At 70.3% G+C, this 16,492-nt stretch carries 18 protein-coding genes and 1 riboswitch; of the genes, 8 read left to right on the forward strand and 10 right to left on the reverse strand.

From position 1 onward, the window contains the following. Nucleotides 1-7: 7 nt before the first annotated feature. Nucleotides 8-322, reverse strand: coding sequence for a DMT family transporter (locus ABD151_RS13185; protein WP_343995076.1), 315 nt, complete (start codon nt 320-322; stop codon nt 8-10). Between the two features lie 31 nt (nt 323-353). After that, nucleotides 354-420, reverse strand: a riboswitch (guanidine-III (ykkC-III) riboswitch). An 82-nt stretch (nt 421-502) separates the two neighbouring features. On the opposite strand from ABD151_RS13185, the gene ABD151_RS13190 reads away from it, so the two are divergent. Genes ABD151_RS13190 through ABD151_RS13205 form a run of 4 tightly spaced genes read left to right on the forward strand, consistent with a single transcriptional unit; the run spans nt 503 to nt 3,765 of the window. Continuing rightward, the gene (locus ABD151_RS13190) at nt 503-1,525 is read left to right on the forward strand and encodes a metal ABC transporter substrate-binding protein (RefSeq protein WP_343995078.1); all 1,023 of its coding nucleotides are present in this window, start codon (nt 503-505) and stop codon (nt 1,523-1,525) included. After that, nucleotides 1,519-2,346: a metal ABC transporter ATP-binding protein gene (locus ABD151_RS13195; RefSeq protein WP_343995080.1), complete on the forward strand. Its 828-nt coding sequence runs from the start codon at nt 1,519-1,521 to the stop codon at nt 2,344-2,346. Before ABD151_RS13190 ends, ABD151_RS13195 begins: the two co-directional genes overlap by 7 nt. Further along, nucleotides 2,343-3,344 (forward strand): metal ABC transporter permease, encoded by a 1,002-nt coding sequence (locus ABD151_RS13200; protein WP_343995082.1) that lies wholly within the window; start codon nt 2,343-2,345, stop codon nt 3,342-3,344. The genes ABD151_RS13195 and ABD151_RS13200 overlap by 4 nt, the downstream gene beginning before the upstream one ends. A gap of 10 nt (nt 3,345-3,354) precedes the next feature. Beyond that, nucleotides 3,355-3,765 (forward strand): Fur family transcriptional regulator, encoded by a 411-nt coding sequence (locus tag ABD151_RS13205; RefSeq protein ID WP_343995084.1) that lies wholly within the window; start codon nt 3,355-3,357, stop codon nt 3,763-3,765. A 4-nt stretch (nt 3,766-3,769) separates the two neighbouring features. Here ABD151_RS13205 and ABD151_RS13210 read toward each other — a convergent pair whose 3' ends face one another. Continuing rightward, complete coding sequence (locus tag ABD151_RS13210; protein WP_343995086.1) at nt 3,770-4,534, reverse strand: isoprenyl transferase; 765 nt, start codon at nt 4,532-4,534, stop codon at nt 3,770-3,772. Between the two features lie 47 nt (nt 4,535-4,581). Here ABD151_RS13210 and ABD151_RS13215 point away from each other — a divergent pair, with 47 nt between their 5' ends. After that, complete coding sequence (locus tag ABD151_RS13215; RefSeq protein WP_343995088.1) at nt 4,582-5,052, forward strand: MarR family winged helix-turn-helix transcriptional regulator; 471 nt, start codon at nt 4,582-4,584, stop codon at nt 5,050-5,052. On the opposite strand, the gene recO is transcribed toward ABD151_RS13215, so the two are convergent. Further along, nucleotides 5,037-5,777 carry a DNA repair protein RecO gene (recO, locus tag ABD151_RS13220; RefSeq protein WP_343995090.1) on the reverse strand — a complete coding sequence of 247 codons (741 nt, stop codon included), beginning with the start codon at nt 5,775-5,777 and terminating at the stop codon, nt 5,037-5,039. The genes ABD151_RS13215 and recO overlap by 16 nt on opposite strands. 143 nt (nt 5,778-5,920) lie before the next feature. On the opposite strand from recO, the gene ABD151_RS13225 reads away from it, so the two are divergent. The 3 genes from ABD151_RS13225 (at nt 5,921) to ABD151_RS13235 (ending at nt 8,646) form a co-directional block, all read left to right on the forward strand. Further along, nucleotides 5,921-6,757 (forward strand): SDR family oxidoreductase, encoded by an 837-nt coding sequence (locus tag ABD151_RS13225; RefSeq protein WP_343995092.1) that lies wholly within the window; start codon nt 5,921-5,923, stop codon nt 6,755-6,757. 147 nt (nt 6,758-6,904) lie between these two features. After that, nucleotides 6,905-7,726 (forward strand): enoyl-CoA hydratase/isomerase family protein, encoded by an 822-nt coding sequence (locus ABD151_RS13230; RefSeq protein ID WP_343995094.1) that lies wholly within the window; start codon nt 6,905-6,907, stop codon nt 7,724-7,726. A gap of 5 nt (nt 7,727-7,731) precedes the next feature. Further along, entirely contained in the window at nt 7,732-8,646 is a 915-nt protein-coding gene (locus ABD151_RS13235; protein ID WP_343995096.1) for a crotonase/enoyl-CoA hydratase family protein, read from the forward strand. Here ABD151_RS13235 and ABD151_RS13240 read toward each other — a convergent pair. From ABD151_RS13240 to ABD151_RS13270, 7 genes are all read right to left on the reverse strand, one after another. Further along, a complete protein-coding gene (locus ABD151_RS13240; protein ID WP_343995098.1) occupies nt 8,637-9,272 on the reverse strand; it encodes a TetR/AcrR family transcriptional regulator in 636 nt (211 codons plus the stop codon). The genes ABD151_RS13235 and ABD151_RS13240 overlap by 10 nt on opposite strands. Nucleotides 9,273-9,416: 144 nt before the next feature. Further along, nucleotides 9,417-10,649: an ABC transporter substrate-binding protein gene (locus ABD151_RS13245; RefSeq protein ID WP_343995100.1), complete on the reverse strand. Its 1,233-nt coding sequence runs from the start codon at nt 10,647-10,649 to the stop codon at nt 9,417-9,419. Nucleotides 10,650-10,698: 49 nt separating this feature from the next. Further along, nucleotides 10,699-12,600 carry an ABC transporter permease gene (locus ABD151_RS13250; RefSeq protein WP_343995103.1) on the reverse strand — a complete coding sequence of 634 codons (1,902 nt, stop codon included), beginning with the start codon at nt 12,598-12,600 and terminating at the stop codon, nt 10,699-10,701. Beyond that, nucleotides 12,597-13,322: an ABC transporter ATP-binding protein gene (locus tag ABD151_RS13255; RefSeq protein WP_343995105.1), complete on the reverse strand. Its 726-nt coding sequence runs from the start codon at nt 13,320-13,322 to the stop codon at nt 12,597-12,599. The genes ABD151_RS13250 and ABD151_RS13255 overlap by 4 nt, the downstream gene beginning before the upstream one ends. Then, nucleotides 13,319-14,107, reverse strand: coding sequence for an ABC transporter ATP-binding protein (locus tag ABD151_RS13260; protein ID WP_343995107.1), 789 nt, complete (start codon nt 14,105-14,107; stop codon nt 13,319-13,321). Before ABD151_RS13260 ends, ABD151_RS13255 begins: the two co-directional genes overlap by 4 nt. 105 nt (nt 14,108-14,212) lie before the next feature. Beyond that, nucleotides 14,213-15,745 (reverse strand): AMP-binding protein, encoded by a 1,533-nt coding sequence (locus ABD151_RS13265; RefSeq protein WP_343995109.1) that lies wholly within the window; start codon nt 15,743-15,745, stop codon nt 14,213-14,215. Between the two features lie 25 nt (nt 15,746-15,770). Further along, a partial coding sequence (locus tag ABD151_RS13270; RefSeq protein ID WP_343995112.1) for an SDR family NAD(P)-dependent oxidoreductase occupies nt 15,771-16,492 on the reverse strand: 722 nt, incomplete at its 5' end.

A 16,492-nucleotide genomic window follows, 5' to 3' on the forward strand; every position in this document is an offset into this window, starting at 1 on the left:
GTGTCGATCAGTGCGCGAGCTTGAGCCCGATGATCCCGCTGACCAGCAGGAGCAGGCAGAGGATGCGCACCAGACTGACCGAGTCGCCGAGCGCGATCATCCCGTAGAGCGCGGTGCCGACGGCGCCGATGCCGACCCAGACGGCGTAGCCGGTGCCGACCGGGATGGTGCGCAGCGCATAGCCCAGGCCGATCATGCTGGCCACCAGGGCGACGGCGAAGACGCCGGTCGGAACCGGCCGGGTGAACGAGCGCGACTCCGAGAGGGCAGCCGCCCAGACGGTCTCCAGGACACCGGAGACAACGAGAACCAACCACGCCATGACGAGACTCCTTCGAGTGGGGATCGAACAATCCGCGCCGTCGTGCCTTGACCTGGTACGGCGCACCTCGTCAGGTTCACCCCGACCCTAGCAACTCCCGGCCGTTCCGGCATGCGTGGTGAGCAGCCTCACCACGCATCGGTTTGACAACGGTTCTCATTACGAATGAGAATCCTTCTCATGAAGTTGCGCTCGGCTCTCGCCCTCTCCGCCCTTGTCAGCATCCCCGCTCTCGCCGGGTGCTCCGCGCTGACCAACAGCGACGCCGAGCCCGCCGAGTCCGATCAGGTGACGGCCGCCTTCTACCCGCTCGCCTACGCCACCGAGCAGGTGGCCGGAGACCGCTTCACCGTGCTGAACCTGACCCAGCCGGGCAAGGAGGCGCACGACCTCGAGCTCAGCGTGAAGGCCACCGCCGACATCGCGGAGTCGGCCCTGGTCGTCTACCTCGACGGCTTCCAGCCCGCCGTCGACAAGGCGATCGAGCAGAACGCGAAGGGCGCCACCCTGGACGCCGCCCAGGCCGTCACCCTCGAGCCGTACGACGACCACGGGCACGACGAGCACGCCGGCGAGACCGCCGAGGAGCACGCGGCCCACGCCGACGAGGACGAGCACGAGCACGAGACCGCGGAGGAGCACGCAGCCCACGCCGACGAGGGCGGCCACGACGGTCACGACCACGGGGAGTTCGACTCGCACTTCTGGCAGGACCCGCTGAAGATGGCCGACTTCGCCGACGCCGTCGCCGACGAGCTCGCCGCCCTCGACGAGGAGCACGCCGACGAGTTCGCCGCCAACGCCGCCGCCTTCCGCACCGAGCTGGAGCAGCTCGACGCCGACTACGCGCAGACCCTCGCCAGCTGTCGGCGCGACCTGGTCGTGGTCAACCACGACGCGTTCGGCTACCTGAGCCGCTACGGCCTGGAGTTCGAGACCATCACCGGCCTCTCCCCCGGCGTCGAGCCGACGATCGCCGACCGCACCCGCCTGCACGACCTGATCGCGGACGAGGGCATCACCACGGTCTTCTCGGAGTCGCTGTCGAGCAACAAGGCCGCGCTCTCGGTCGCCGAGGACGCCGGCGTGGCGACCGAGGTGCTCGACCCGATCGAGGGGCTCTCCGACCTCACCCGCGATGAGGACTATCTTTCTTTGATGCGCGCCAACCTGACCAAGCTGAGCAAGGCCAACGGATGCTGAGCGACGATCCCGCCACAGCAGGACCGGTCATCGCGCTGCAGGACGGGTCGGTCGCCATCGACGGCCGCCCGGTCCTGCGCCACCTGAACCTCACCGTCAACCGCGGTGAGTTCGTGGCGTTGATGGGGGCCAACGGCTCCGGCAAGTCGACCCTGGTCCGCACGCTGACCGGTTTGCGACCGCTGAGCCGGGGCACGTTGCAGCTCTTCGGCACCGACTTCGGCCGGTTCCGTGAGTGGTACCGCCTCGGCTACGTCCCCCAGCGCCCGTCCGCGGCGGCCGGGGTGCCGACCAGCGTCTGGGAGGTGGTGGCCTCGGGCCGGCTGACCCGGCGGCGGCCGCTGCGCCCCAAGAGCGCGGCCGACCGCGCGGCGATCGCCGGGGCACTGGAGGTGGTCGGCCTCTCCGACCGGGCACGGCACGCCGTGACCACCCTCTCCGGCGGCCAGCACCAGCGGGTGCTGATCGCCCGGGCCTTGGCCGGCGAGCCGGAGCTGATCCTGCTCGACGAGCCGACCGCCGGCGTCGACCTGCCCAACCAGGAGGCACTGGCCCAGGCCCTCGCCGTGCTCAAGGAGCGCGGCGCCACGGTGGTGCTGGTGACGCACGAGATCGGCCCGATGGAGCCACTGATCGACCGCGCGATCGTGATGCGCGACGGCCAGATCGCCTATGACGGCGCTCCGCTGACCGACGCCGACGTGCACACCCCGTTGTTCGGCGGGGCCCACGCCCACCACCACGCACACCCCGAGCCGGTCTCGGACCACGCCGTCAACGTCTCCTCCCCCGTCGACTCGCACCCGGAGGTGAGCTCGTGATCGAGGTGCTCAGCGCGGACTTCATGATCCGCGCCATGCTCGCGGCGATCTTCACCGGTCTGGCCGCCCCCATCGTGGGCACCTACCTGGTACAGCGCCGGCTCTCGCTGATGGGCGACGGCCTCGGTCACGTCGCCGTCACCGGTGTCGCGCTGGGCCTGCTCACCGGCGCCTCCCCCACCTGGACGGCGGTCGCCGTGGCGATCCTGGGCGCCGTGCTGATCGAGATCATCCGCGAGCGCGGCAACTCCGGTGGCGACGTCGCGCTGGCCCTGCTCTTCTACGGCGGCATCGCCGGCGGCGTGCTGATCACCGGGATGGCAGGCCAGTCCGCGGCCCGCCTCCAGGAGTTCCTGTTCGGCTCGATCACCACGATCTCGGTCGAGGACGTCTGGATCACGATGGCGCTGGCCGCCGCGGTGATCGTGATCGGCATCGGCTTCGGCCCGCAGCTGTTCGCCGTCGCCCAGGACCAGGAGTTCGCCAAGGTCACCGGCCTCAACGTGCGCGCCTACAACCTGCTGCTCGCGGTGCTCGCGGCGGTGACCGTCACCGTGGCGATGCGCACCGTGGGCTTGCTGTTGGTCTCCGCGCTGATGATCATCCCGGTGGCCACCGCCCAACAGCTCACCCGCAGCTTCCGCACCACCCTGATCGCGGCGATGAGCCTGGGCCTGGTGGCGTCCTGGGGCGGCCTGTTGCTGGCGGCCTGGTCCTCCTTCCACGTGGAGGGCGTCAGCCCCGGGCCGACCATCGTGATCCTGGCGCTGAGCATCTTCGCGCTCACCTGGCCGCTCGGCGCCTGGCTGCGCCGGCGCCGCCGGCGCCAGGCCCCGTTCGAGGAGGTCGCTCCGCTGATCCATCACTCGATCCAGGAGCACCCGCACCAGCACGGCGAGAACTGCGGTCACCCGGCGATCCAGCACGGCGACCACCTCGACTACGTGCACGACGGGCACCGGCACGCCTCCCACGACAACCACTACGACGAGCACTGAGGTTGGAGTCATGATGAGCACCGACGTCAACAAGCCCGCCGCCGCCGTCCGCCCGACCAAGCAGCGGATGGCGGTCGCCCGGATCCTGGAGAGCTTCGCCGACTTCCGCAGCGCGCAGGAGATCCACGCGATGCTCACCGCCGCGGGCGAGACGGTCGGCCTGGCCACCGTCTACCGCACCCTGCAGCTGATGGCCGAGTCCGGCGACCTCGACGTGCTGCGCACCGAGGACGGCGAGGCCGCCTACCGGCGCTGCTCGGCGACCCATCACCACCACCTGGTCTGCCGCTCGTGCGGTGCCACCGTGGAGATCGAGGGACCGGCCGTGGAGCGGTGGGCGGAGGCGATCAGCGCCGAGCACGGCTACACCGAGATCAGTCACACCCTGGAGCTCTTCGGCACCTGCGCCTCCTGCCGGTGACGGCTCAGGCGCTGCCGTAGCGGCGGTCGCGCCGGGCGTAGGTGTCGATCGCCTGCCACAGGTGACGGCGGTCCACGTCGGGCCAGGCCACGTCGGAGAAGACGAACTCCGAGTACGCGGCCTGCCAGAGCATGAAGTTGCTGAGCCGCTGCTCGCCCGAGGTCCGCCAGATCAGGTCGGCCTCGGCGAGCTCCGGCACATACAGATAGCGGGCGAACAGCTTCTCGTCGACCTTCTCCGGCTTCACCTTGCCGGCCGCGACGTCGTGGGCCAGGGCCTTGGCGGCGTCGGCGATCTCGGCACGGCCGCCGTAGTTCACGCACATCGTCAAGGTGGCGACGGTGTTGTGCTTGGTCAGCTCCTCGGCGATCTGGAGCTCCTTGATCACCGACTTCCACAGGCGCGGCGCGCGGCCCGCCCAGCGCACCCGCACCCCGAGCGCGTGCATCTCGTCACGACGCCGGCGGATCACGTCACGGTTGAAGCCCATCAGGAAGCGGACCTCGTCCGGGGACCGCGACCAGTTCTCGGTGGAGAAGGCGTAGGCGGAGATCGCCTTGACCCCGATCTCGATGGCGCCCTCGACGACATCGAACAGCGAGCTCTCGCCCTGCTCGTGCCCGGCGGTGCGCGGCAGACCCCGCTCCTTGGCCCACCGGCCGTTGCCGTCCATCACGATCGCCACGTGCCGGGGCACCAATTCCGGCGGGATCGGCGGTGGGGTGGCCCCGGACGGATGTGGACGGGGAGCACGCGGCACAGAAATCACAGGACAAAGATAGGTGCAGGCCCCGATTGCAGGCTTATAGTCCCCGCATGGTGCATACCAATGAGGAGATCGAGCAACAACTCTTCATTCTTTTCAGACGGAGTCAGGCGATCCATGTCTCGACCCGCTCGGGGGAATTCGAACTCGACCGCTCGATCTACGGCATTCTCTGCCTACTTGACGATGAAGGACCGGTACGGCTGGGAACCATCGCCCACCGGTTCCGTCTCGACCCCTCCACCATCACCCGCCAGGTCCAGGCCGTCGTCCGGCTCGGCCTGGCCACCAAGACCGTCGACCCGCATGACCGCAGGGCAGCGATCCTGAGCCTCACCCCGGTAGGCAAGGAGACGATCGTGAACGCCCGCGAGCACCGACGGAAGATGCTGTACTCGATCCTCGGCGGCTGGACGGCGCAGCAGCGCAGCGACTTCCTCGCCGGGCTCCGCCGCTTCAACACCTCCGTGGACGGCTGGATCGACGCCGAGCACGAGGACGACGCTCAGCGCTCCACGTAGGCCAACGAGCGCAGGCCGCGCTCCAGGTGCCACTGCAGGTAGGCGGCCACCAACCCGGTGGCCTCCCGCAGGTGCCGCGCCTCCGACGCCGTCACCACACTCCAGTCGCCGGCCAGCAGCGCGCCCAGGACGGCGACCGTCTCCGGCGCCGGATTGGCCGAGCCGGGCAACCGGCAGCCGGCGCACAGGATGCCGCCCGCAGCCGGGTTGAACCAGCGATGCGGCCCCGGCTCGTCACAGCGGGCGCAGCCCTCGAAGGACGGCGCGTAGCCGGCCACCGCCAGCGAGCGCAGCAGGAACGAGTCGAGGATCTGCCCCGGCGCCCGGAGCTCGTCCGGATCGTCGTTGGTGAGCGCCCGCAGACCGCCGACCAGCAGCAGGAACTGCTGGGGCGAGGGCTGGCGCTCCTCGGCGATCAGGCGCTCGGCCGTCTCCAGCATCGCCGTGCCGGCCGTGTAGCGGTCGTAGTCCAGGCCGAGCCGAGCCTGGAACGGGGTCAGGGTCTCGGCCTGGGTGATGGTGTCGAGGTTGCGCCCCTCGGCCAGCTGCAGGTCGACGTGGGTGAACGGCTCCAGTCGGGAGCCCCACCGCGAAGTGGTCCGCCGCACGCCCTTCGCCACCGCGCGGACCAGTCCCTGCGAGCGGGTCAGCAGGGTGATGATCCGGTCGGCCTCACCCAGCTTGTGGGTGCGCAGCACGACGGCCTCGGCGCGATAGAGGGGCACTCCTCCATTGTGCCGCCTGCGCCCTGGCGCGCGGTCACCGGCGCGCGGGCCGGCCGCGGTCCCGGTCAGCGGTGCCCGGCGGGTGCGCCGCCTCGCGACCTGGTGTGATCTGGCCCACCTGCCCCCAGCTCGAAGGAGCCCTCGTGTCCGCACCGCTCGACCTCGCCGGCCGTCTCGCCGTGATCTCCGGAGCCGGCTCCGGCATCGGCGAGGCACTCGCCACCCGCGCCGCGCTTGACCACGCGATGCAGGTCGTGGTCGCCGACGTCGACGCCGGACGGGCCGACGCGGTGGTCGAGACGATCCGAACCGCCGGCGGCCAGGCCTGGGCCGCGGTCGCCGACGTCGCCGACTGGGACCAGGTCGCGCGGCTGGCCCAGGAGACCCTGCGCGCGCACGGAGCGCCTGCCCTGGTGGTGTGCAACGCCGGGGTGGAGACGACCGGGCTGTTCTGGGAGACGGCACCGGAGCACTGGGCGCGGACCCAGTCGATCAACGTGAACGGGGCCTTCCACCTGGCCCGCGCGTTCCTGCCCACGATGGTCTCGGGCGAGCAGCGCAGCCAGCTGCTCTTCACCTCCTCCATCGCCGGCGTCGGCATCTCCGCCGGCCAGTCGGCCTACCACGTCAGCAAGCACGCGGTCCGGGTGATGGCACAGGCGCTGGCCGCCGACCTGGAGAGCGTGGCCGCGCCGGTCGGCGTCTCGGTACTGCTGCCCGGCGTCGTCGCCACCCGGATCTTCGACGACGCCACCGCCAGCAACCCGCAGGCCGAGCAGCTGCGCGCCACCTACGCCGACTACCTGCGCAGCGCCGGCGTCACCCCCGACTCGATCGCCACCCGCACCCTGACCGCCCTGCTGGCCGGCGAGCGCTGGATCCACGACGACCCGGCCCTGTCGCGCCGGATGCTCGAGCCGCATGCCGCCGATCTGCTGGCCGGCCTGGAGGCCGGCGAGCCCGAGGTGGCCACTGCCTGAGCACAACGGGTTCGAGCGCTGAGAGAAGCGCTTTCCACGGCCGTCCGATCCGGGCGGCCGTGCGCCATTTCCGGGGCGTGATCACGCGCATTCCGCGGCCCTGAGATCGCTAGTAATTTAAGCGAACGTTTGTTTAGATTAGTGGTCGTGGAAAGGAGCAAGATGTCGACCACCGTGGAGGTGACCGAGCCGGTCGCCGGCGTTCGCGTCCTCCGTCTGAACCGCCCTGATCGGATGAACACCCTCAATGCCGAGCTGGTGGACACCCTGCACGCGCGCCTCGCCGAGATCGCGCGCGACCGGGACTGCCGCGTGGTCGTGCTGACCGGTGCCGGCCGCGCCTTCTGCGCCGGCCTGGACCTGGAGGGCTACGGCGACCCGGAGCGGATCGAGACCATGGGATTCACCCTGGGCACGCTGGACCGGCAACGCCTGATCGCCGGCCTGGTGGAGAGACTGCACACGCTCCCCCAGCCCGTGATCGCGGCGGTGAACGGTCCCGCCGCGGGAGGCGGCCTCGCCCTGGTCTGTGCCAGCGACATCCGGATCGCGGCCACCGGCACCGCGTTCGCGGTCGGCTTCATCCGGGCCGGCTACTCCGCCTGCGACATCGGCCTCTCCTGGCTGCTGCCGCGGATCGTCGGCGCCGGCCCGGCCCACGAGCTGATGCTCACCGGGCGCAGGTTCGACGCCGAGGAGGCGCATCGGATGCAGCTGCTGACCCAGGTCGTGCCCGAGCCCGAGCTGCTCGCCACCGCCCTCGCCAAGGCGGGCGAGATCCTGCGCAACCCCCCGGCGTCGGTCGAGCTGACCAAGCAGGGCATGTGGCTGGCGCTGGAGATGCCCAGCCTGCGTGCAGCGATCGAGCTGGAGAACCGGCAGCAGGTGCTCACCGCCCTCACCGAGGACCAGCCCGAGGCGATGCGCGCCTTCCTCGACAAGCGCGACCCCGACTACCGATACAGGTGACCCTGATGCAGACCACGCTCTACTCCGTCGACGACCGGATCGCGACGATCACCCTGAACCGCCCCGAGCGGCTCAACGCCTTCACCGATGAGATGGAGGCCGAGCTGATCGAGCTCTTCGACCGGATCGACGCGGACGACGACGTCCGCGTCGTGATCATCACCGGCGCGGGTCGCGGCTTCTGCGCCGGGATGGACGTCAGCGACGCCGGTGACGCCTTCGTCGCCTGGCGCACCAGCAGCACCGCGCCGACCGGCACCCAGTTCGACGTCGCCGGCGACGACCTGCCGCGGCGCCGCGACGGCGGCGGACGCGTGGTGCTGCGGATGTTCGAGTGCCGCAAGCCGATCATCGCCGCCATCAACGGCGCAGCGGTCGGCGTCGGCGCGACCATGATCCTCGCCGCCGACCTGCGCCTCGCCTCCACCAACGCCAAGTTCGGCTACGTCTTCAACCAGCGCGGCGTGATCCCGGAGTCCTGCTCCAGCTGGTTCCTGCCACGCCTGGTCGGCATGCAGACCGCCCTGGAGTGGGTGTTCACCGGCCGCATCTTCGACGCCACCGCCGCGTTCAGCAGCGGGTTGCTGCGCAGTGTGCATCCTGCCGACGAGCTGATCGGGGCCGCCACCGAGCTGGCCCGCGAGATCGCGGAGAACACCTCACCGGTCTCCACCGCGCTGGCCCGCCAGCTGCTGTGGCGGATGCAGGGTGCCGAGCACCCGATGGTCGCGCACCACGCGGAGAGCCTGGGCATCAACCTGCGCGGGGTGAGCGCCGACGGCCAGGAGGGCTTCGCCTCCTTCGTCGAGCGGCGACCGGCCCGGTTCGCCGACTCGGTCGCCCACGGCCTGCCCGACCTGTTCGCCGGCTTCCCGGCGCCGGCGTTCGACCCGGCCGCGCTCGAGGACGCTCAGGACTGAGCAGCGCCCTTCGGGGCCAGGACGTTGAGCCAGATGCCGGACATCGCCGTCACCAGGCGGTCCTCGTCGAACTCGCGTCCCAGCGAGAACCACACGTAGCAGGTGTACTCGAGCATCGCGCCCAGGGCCTCGGAGACGTACTCGACGTCGAGGTCCTCGGGTGCGGCTCCTGCCTCCACCAGCCGGGCGAACCCGCGCTGGGTGCGACGCACGAACGTCTCCCGCAGCTCCAGGCGCAGATCGCGCAGCTCGATGGAGAAGGTGCCCACCTGCTCGATCAGTCCGATCATCGTGGCGTGCGGGCGGTAGGCCGCGACGAAGCGGCTGATCGTCTCGCGCACCCGGGACTCCAGGTCCGCGGACGGCAGCGGCCGGATCATCGAGACCAGCATCGCGTCGATGGTGGCCCGGGCGGCCTCGGTGAAGATCGCCTCCTTGGTGTCGAAGTAGGTGTAGAAGGTGCCCTGCGAGACCCCCGCCTCGCGGACGATGTCGCTGACCCGCGTGTCGAGGAAGCCCTTGCGCTCGAAGACGGTCCGCGCTGCGACCAGCAGCGCTGCGCGCCTCTGCTCGCCCCGTCCCGTCACCGGCCCCTGGGCCCGTCGCTCCTGCTGCGGCGCACTCACCTGCATCACCCTTCCCTGTGGTCGACTCCCACGAGTCATTGTGTCGTGTCCTGCTCCGGCTTCCGGTCCTTCCCCGAAAGTCGGGTGAGCCAAAGGGCCCGGATCGAGCGCTCGCCCGGTCCGGGCCCTGTGGCCTGGTGCTGACTACTTCATCGCCTCGTACGGGTTGAACCACCCGCGCACGGTCTCCAGCTTCCCGTCCTTGTACTGCAGGATCTGGATCTGCGGACGAAGCTGGGCCGGGGCGGTCTTCGTGGAGAGGCTGCGGCTCAGCGGCTGCGCCATGAACATCGGGAAGTCCTCGACGTCGGTGAGGAACTCCTTCAGCGAGGCGGCGTCGAACTTGTCGGCGCCGATCTCCTCAGCGATGTCGGCCAGAGTCATCACGTTGGCGAAGCCCCACTGGTAGAACTCGGACTTGCCCTCCCGGCCGGCGTACTTCTCCATCGCGTCGCGGTAGAGCTTCACGTCGGCGTTCTCGGTGTTGTCCGGGTTCTCGTAGGCGTAGGCGAACATGGTGCCGTCGGAGACGCTGCCGTCGACCTTGTCGAAGAAGCTCTCGTAGTCGGCGGCGCCGCCCTGGTTGAAGATCTGCTCGGCCGGGTAGCCCTGCTGGGCGAACGCGCTGTAGGCGGAGACCGCCTGGGCACCACTCTGGTTGGTCATGATCGCGTCGGGGTCGGAGCTGACCGCCTTGGCCACGAACGGCGTCGGGTCGGCGGTGCCGGCCGGCAGGTAGACCGCCTGGACGTCGATGTCGAAGCCGTAGTTCTTCACCGCCGCCTTGACCCGGGTCACGTGGTCCTGGCCCGACGGGTTCTCATCGGTGAAGACCACCAGGCTCCTCGCGTCCAGCTCCTCGCCGATGTACTGGACCTGCGCCTCGTACTCCGAGGAGCCACCGGTGACGAAGCTGCCCTCGCCGTCCTGGAGGTCCTGCGGGTTCACCGGCGGGTTGAGGCTGGGGATGCCGGCCCGCTTGATCACCGGGAAGCCGTTCTCGCCCCACGCCACCGAGAGCCCGAGCTTGGCGACCGCCTTGTCGTTCACCGCCGCCTGCGCGCAGGCGGTGGTCGCGGCCGGGTCGGCCTTGCTGTCGCACTTGACGATCTTGATCGGACGACCGCCGACGCCGCCGTTCTCGTTGATGTAGTCCTGCGCCGCGAGCTCGCCGACGGTGAACTGCGAGATCGCCGCGCTCACCGCACCGAGACCGGTGGCGTCGGTGATGTCGTAGAACACGATCGGGTCGCCCTTCGGTCCCGAGACGCTGCCCGGGTCCTTCTGGGTGTCGGCGTCCGAGGACCCACAGCCGGCGAGGCCCATGGTGAGGGCCAGGGCCGCAGCGGCCACGCCCGTCATCCGGTTGATCAACATGTTGGAACTCCTCTAGTGATGGATGTGACTTCGTCCGAGACGGGATGGGTCAGGCGTGCGTCGGCGACGGCGCACTCCGTTGCGGGGGCACACTGCGCCGGAGCTTGGATCTGATGAGGTCGCGCTGCTGACCGAGCGCGACGGAGATGCCGTCGGGCTGGATCACGGCGTTGAAGATGAGCAGCGCGCCGGAGAGCATGATCCACCAGGCGGAGATGCCCTCCACCGAGTTGAGCAGCACGTAGACCACGCCACCGTTGGCGATCACGCCGGCCACGACGGCGCCGTAGGCACTGGCCACGCCACCGATGTAGACGACGGCGAGCAGCGAGATCGAGGCGATCGGCACGAACCGGGTGAAGGCGACCGCTCCCAGCTGGTAGCCGAGCACGCCACCGCCGACGCCGGCGATGAACGCGGAGAGGGCGAACGCCTGCAGCTTGGTGCGCGAGACGCTGATCCCCGACGCCGAGGCGGCCCGCTCGTTGCTGCGCACCGCAAGCATCCGGCGTCCGATCGCACTCATCCGGATGTTCAGCACGCCCGCCAGGCAGGCCAGCGTCACGACCAGGGCGAAGAGGCCGAAGCGCACCGGGTGGGTGACCGCGTCCATCGACCAGCCGAAGAGCTCGGGGCTCGGCACATGGCTGCCGTCCGCGCCGCCGGTCCACTCGACGTTGCCGAAGACGAAGCTGGAGATCGCCACCGCGGCACCGAGGGTGACCACGGCCAGGCTGATCCCGCGCACCCGCAGCGCGGGCAGGCCCAGCACCATGCCGAACGGCACCACGATGATCGCGGCCAGCAGGATCGGCAGCGGGAACGGGACCCCCGCCTCGACGGCGAGCTTGGAGAGGATGAAGGCGGCGATGCCGGCGAACGCCATCTGCATCAGCGAGATCTGGCCGACGAAGCCGGTCACCACGACCACCGAGAGCGCCAGGATGATCATCACCAGCGTGGTGGTGATGCCGCCGCGATAGGTGTCGTTGAGCAGCACCAGGCCGAGCACCACGGTGATCGCGAAGGCGGTCAACGGGACCGCGCGCCGGGTCACCGCCGGAGCCAGCGGCAGGCGGGAGACCTCGCGACTGCCGCGGATCGGGATGAGCCGGCCCGAGGCGATCATCAGCACCACGATGATCACGAACGGAAGCGCGTCGTTGATGCCCGGCTGGGTGACGAAGCGGGTCAGCAGCGACTGGGCCATGCCGATCCCGACGGCGACCGCGGTGGTGATCCCGAAGGAGTTGAACCCACCGACCAGGGCCGCAGCCAGGGCCGGCACCACGAGCAGGCTCAGCGTGGCGATGTTCAGCGCGGTGATCGGGGCGAAGAGCACGCCCGCCAGCGCGGCCAGCATCGAGCCGAGCATCCAGTTCACCGCACCGATCACGTCGGGCGAGTAGCCGAGCAGGGCGGCGCCGCGCTCGTTCTCCGCGGCGGCCCGAGTGGCCCGGCCGAAGCCGGTGAACCGGTAGACGGCCCACAGCAGCACGGTCAACGCCACGGTGGTGGCCAGCAGGTAGAGGCGGTCGATGCCGAACATCACGCCGAACAGCTCGATGCTGTCGGTCGGGAAGATCGCCGGGGCGATCACCGTCGGCACCTGCCAGACCTGGGTGGCCAGGCCCTGGAGCAGGAGCATCAGACCGAGGGTGGTCACGATCCGGGCGAGCAGCGGTGCCTGGCGCAGCGGACGCATCACCAGGACGTAGAAGACCAGGCCACCCAGGCCGGCCACCACGATCGCGGTGAGCGCCGCGGTCAACGGCGGCGTGCCCTCACTGGTCGCGACGCCGAAGTAGATCGCCGCGCAGCCGGCGATGGCACCCTGGGAGAAGTTGACCGCTCCGGTCCCCTTCTGGATCAGCACGATGCCCAGTGCCAGCAGGGCGTAGACCGCGCCGGCGCCGACGCCCAGGATGGCGAAGAGAATCACGTCGTTCATGAGGCAACCTCCATTGCCAGGTAGCTCGCGCGCAGGCGCTCCTTGTCGTCGAGGAGCTCGGCGGCGGTGCCTTCGAGGGTGATCCGGCCGCGGTTGAGCACGTAGGCGCGGTCGGAGTGACGCAGCACCAGGTCGATGTGCTGCTCGACGAGCAGCACCGCGGCCTGCATCTCGGTCGCGATCCGGCGGACCACCGGCAGCATGTCCTTGACCACCAACGGGGCCAGGCCGAGGCTCAGCTCGTCGATCATCAGCACCTTCGGCCGGGTCACCAGGGCCCTGCCGACGGCCAGCATCTGCTGCTCGCCACCGGAGAGCAGGCCCGCCTTGACGGTCAGCTTCGGGCGCAGCGCCGGGAAGTACTCCAGCACCTGCTCCTCCAGCTCCTTGTAGGTGCTGGAGCCCCGGTCGCGGGCCAGCTTGAGGTTGTCGCGCACGGTCAGGTTGAAGAACAGCGACCGGTCGTCGGGCACCAGCGCCAGGCCACGGCGGGCCTGCAGGTGCGGCCGCCCGGGCCGGATCGGCTCGCCCAGCAGCTCGACGCTGCCGCCGGTCGGCTTCACCACGCCGGCCAGGCTGAGCAGGGTCGTGGTCTTCCCCGCGCCGTTGCCGCCGAGCAGGGCCACCACCTCGCCGGCCTCGACATGCAGATCGATGCCACGGATCACCGGGACGCCGGCGTAGCCGGACTCCAGGCTCGTGGTGCGGATCACCGCGCTCACAGTCCCACCTCCAGGGCGATCAGGTCGTCGTCCGCGTCGTCGGCGCCGAGGTAGGCGGTGAGCACCGCCTCGTCGTTGCGCACCTCGGCGGTGGGTCCGGTGGCGATCAGCTTGCCGAAGTTGAGGACGCTCAACGACTCGCAGAACTCCAGGACCAGGTCCATGTCGTGGTCGACCAGGAGGATCGAGACGCCCGAGTCGGCGACCTTGCGCAGCTGGGCGCCCAGCTCCAGGCTGGCGTCGGAGTCCAGGCCGGCCGCGGGCTCGTCGAGCAGCAGCAGGCTCGGGTCGGTGGCCAGGGCCCGGGCGACGCAGACCAGCTTGCGCTCGGCGAGCGAGAGGTCCGGCGGGTAGGCGTCCTCGACGCCGTCGAGACCGACCAGCTCGAGCACCTCGCGCACCTTGCGGACCTTGTCCCCGCGCCGCGGCACGACGAACTCGCGCAGCGGTGCCAGCCAGGAGGACTCCTCGGTGGAGACCAGGACGTTCTCGCGGATGCTCAGGTCCTCGAAGAGCTCGAGGCTCTGGAAGGTGCGGCTGATCCCCGAGGAGACCCGCTTGTGTGCGGGCAGTCGCTGCAGCTCCCGCTCCCCCAGCAGCACCCGGCCCGTGGTCGGAGTGAAGCCGGTGACTGCGTCGATGAACGTGGTCTTGCCGGCACCGTTGGGGCCGATCAGGCCGGCGAGCTCGCCGGGCCGGACCGTGATGGAGACTGCGTCGAGAGCAACCAGTCCTCCGTAGCGGACCGAGAGTGACTCGGTCCTGAAGACTTCTTGGGCGCCCATGGCCACCTGTCCTTCTTTCGTTTGCGTGCACTTCTTCGGTGCGCGGGCGCGCGCCGACGGACCTGGTGGCGACACCAGGGCATGGTTCTTGCTTCGCGCGGGGGCTCAGACCCCGTAGGCGGCGCGCACCTCGCGCCGCATGAGCTTTCCGGTGGGGGTACGCGGGACGCTGTCGACGAAGTCGATCGACCGCGGGCACTTGTAGCGCGACAGCGCCTGCTGGCAGTAGGCGATCAGCTGCTGCTCGAGGTCATCGCCCCGCTGCCGTCCCGGCGCCAGGTGGACGACGGCCCGGACCTCGGCACCCAGCTCCGGGTGCGGCACGCCGATCACTGCGACGTCGGCGACCGCCTCGTGCCCGATCAGCACGTTCTCGGCCTCGAGCGGATAGATGTTGACGCCGCCGGAGATGATCAGGTCGTCGCGGCGGTCGCTGATGTAGAGATAGCCGTCCTCGTCGAGGTAGCCGAGGTCCCCGGCCGTGCTCCAGCCCCGGTCGTTGCGGGACGCGGCGGTCTTCTCGGGCGCGTTGAGGTAGCTGAACTCGAGCCCACCCTCACTCCAGATCTCCCCGGAGACGCCGGGGCCCAGCAGCTCGCCGTCCTCGCCGAGGATCCGCGGTGAGCCGATCAGCGGACGGCCCACCGAGCCGGGCCGGCGCAGTGCCTCCTCGGAGCGGATCAGGGTCATCAGGTAGTTCTCGGTGCCGGCGTAGTACTCATCCACGATCGGGCCGAGCCAGGCGATCATCGCCTGCTTGACCGCGGGCGGGCAGGGAGCGGCGGCGTGGATCACCGCACGCAACGACGAGAGCCGAGCGTCGCTGCGCACCGACTCCTCCAGCGCCAGCAGCCGGATGAACATGGTGGGCACCATCTGCACGTGGGTGATCTGGTGGGCCTCGATCAGCTCCAGGCAGCGAGCCGCGTCGAAGCGCTCCATCACCACGACCGTGCCGCCGAAGCGCTGCACCGCCATGCTGAATCGCAGCGGAGCGGAGTGGTACAGCGGAGCCGGGCACAGGTAGACGGTGTCCGGCCCGAACTCCCAGGTCTCCTGGAGGAACGGGGCGATGCCCGGCGCCTGTCCGAGCGGCGCTGCGGTGAGCTGTGGCGCGACGCCCTTCGGACGCCCGGTGGTGCCCGAGGAGTAGAGCAGGTCGGTGCCTTCGCACTCCTCGAGGAGCGGCTCGGTGCCGACCGTCTCCAGCAGCTCGGGCAGCGCGTCCGCACCCGCCAGCCCGCCGTCCACGCTGATCGCGGACGGCGGTGCCTCGAGCAGGGCGAGGGCGGCACCGGCCAGCTCGCCCAGCTCGGCACAGGTGATCAGCTCGCGGGCCCCGCTGTCGCTGAGGATGTACGCGACGTCCTGGGCGTTGAGGCGGTTCGAGATGGCGGTGTAGCGCAGGCCCGAGCGCTGACAGGCCCACGCCACCTCGAAGAGGCCCGCCATGTTGGGCAGCAGGATGGCGACCACGTCGCCGCGTCGCAGGCCACGCTCCCCGAGCAGTCGGGCGATCCGTCGCGAGGAGTCGACCAGCTCGGCATAGCTGACCGCCCGGCCGCCGTCGATCTGGTAGGCCGTGCGCTGCGGGTCGGCCGCCGCGTGGTCGTCGGGGAAGCTGTTGATGCTGGACATGTCGTGCCTTCCAGTGCCTGGGCGCTCAGACGGTGAGGTAGCCACCGTCGACGGGGAGCACCGCGCCGGTGATGAACGAGGACTCCGGGCCCGCCAGGAAGGCGACCGCCTTCGCGACCTCCACGGGCTCGCCGACGCGCCGCATCGGCGTCCGGTCCAGCAGGCCTGCGTAGATCTCGGGGGCGACCTCCTTGGTCATCTCCAGCAGCGGGGTGGCGATCCAGCCCGGTGCGATCGCGTTGACCCGCACGCCGTGCTCGGCATAGCGCTGGCACAGCGACTTGGCGAGCTGGACGATGCCGCCCTTGCTGGCCGCATACCCGGGACTGATCGCCGAGCCGAAGGTGGAGTACATCGAGGCGATCAGGATGACGGCGCCACCGCCGTCGAAGAGCTTCGGCTCGGCAGCACGACAGCAGGCGTGCACGGCACGCAGGTTGACGTCGAGCACGGTGCCGAAGCCCTCGGGGTCGTGCTCGTCCTCGCCGAGCGAGATGCCGGCCGCGGGGACCAGCACGTCGACGGCGTCGAGTCCGGCGAAGAACGCGAAGACCGCCTCGGTGTCGGTCACGTCCAGCTCGTGGAACGTGACGCCCGCCGTCTCGGGTGCCGCGTCCGCGCCCAACCCGAGCGCGTGCACCCGGGCACCGCGCTCGGCGAGCAGCCTGGCCACGCCCAGTCCGATGCCCGAGGTTCCCCCGGTCACCACGGCCACCTGGCCTGTCATCTGCTGCATGATCTCCCTCT

Source organism: Nocardioides dubius, from assembly GCF_039528155.1.
GTDB classification, from domain to species: domain Bacteria; phylum Actinomycetota; class Actinomycetes; order Propionibacteriales; family Nocardioidaceae; genus Nocardioides; species Nocardioides dubius.

Excerpts from the sequence above, each read along its gene's own strand:
- ABD151_RS13190 (WP_343995078.1), top strand. The coding sequence starts at position 503 with ATGAAGTTGCGCTCGGCTCTCGCCCTCTCCGCCCTTGTCAGCATCCCC.
- ABD151_RS13250 (WP_343995103.1), bottom strand. The coding sequence starts at position 12,600 with ATGAACGACGTGATTCTCTTCGCCATCCTGGGCGTCGGCGCCGGCGCG.
- ABD151_RS13235 (WP_343995096.1), top strand. The coding sequence starts at position 7,732 with ATGCAGACCACGCTCTACTCCGTCGACGACCGGATCGCGACGATCACC.
- ABD151_RS13205 (WP_343995084.1), top strand. The coding sequence starts at position 3,355 with ATGATGAGCACCGACGTCAACAAGCCCGCCGCCGCCGTCCGCCCGACC.
- ABD151_RS13260 (WP_343995107.1), bottom strand. The coding sequence starts at position 14,107 with ATGGGCGCCCAAGAAGTCTTCAGGACCGAGTCACTCTCGGTCCGCTAC.
- ABD151_RS13245 (WP_343995100.1), bottom strand. The coding sequence starts at position 10,649 with ATGTTGATCAACCGGATGACGGGCGTGGCCGCTGCGGCCCTGGCCCTC.
- ABD151_RS13195 (WP_343995080.1), top strand. The coding sequence starts at position 1,519 with ATGCTGAGCGACGATCCCGCCACAGCAGGACCGGTCATCGCGCTGCAG.
- ABD151_RS13265 (WP_343995109.1), bottom strand. The coding sequence starts at position 15,745 with ATGTCCAGCATCAACAGCTTCCCCGACGACCACGCGGCGGCCGACCCG.
- ABD151_RS13185 (WP_343995076.1), bottom strand. The coding sequence starts at position 322 with ATGGCGTGGTTGGTTCTCGTTGTCTCCGGTGTCCTGGAGACCGTCTGG.
- ABD151_RS13215 (WP_343995088.1), top strand. The coding sequence starts at position 4,582 with ATGGTGCATACCAATGAGGAGATCGAGCAACAACTCTTCATTCTTTTC.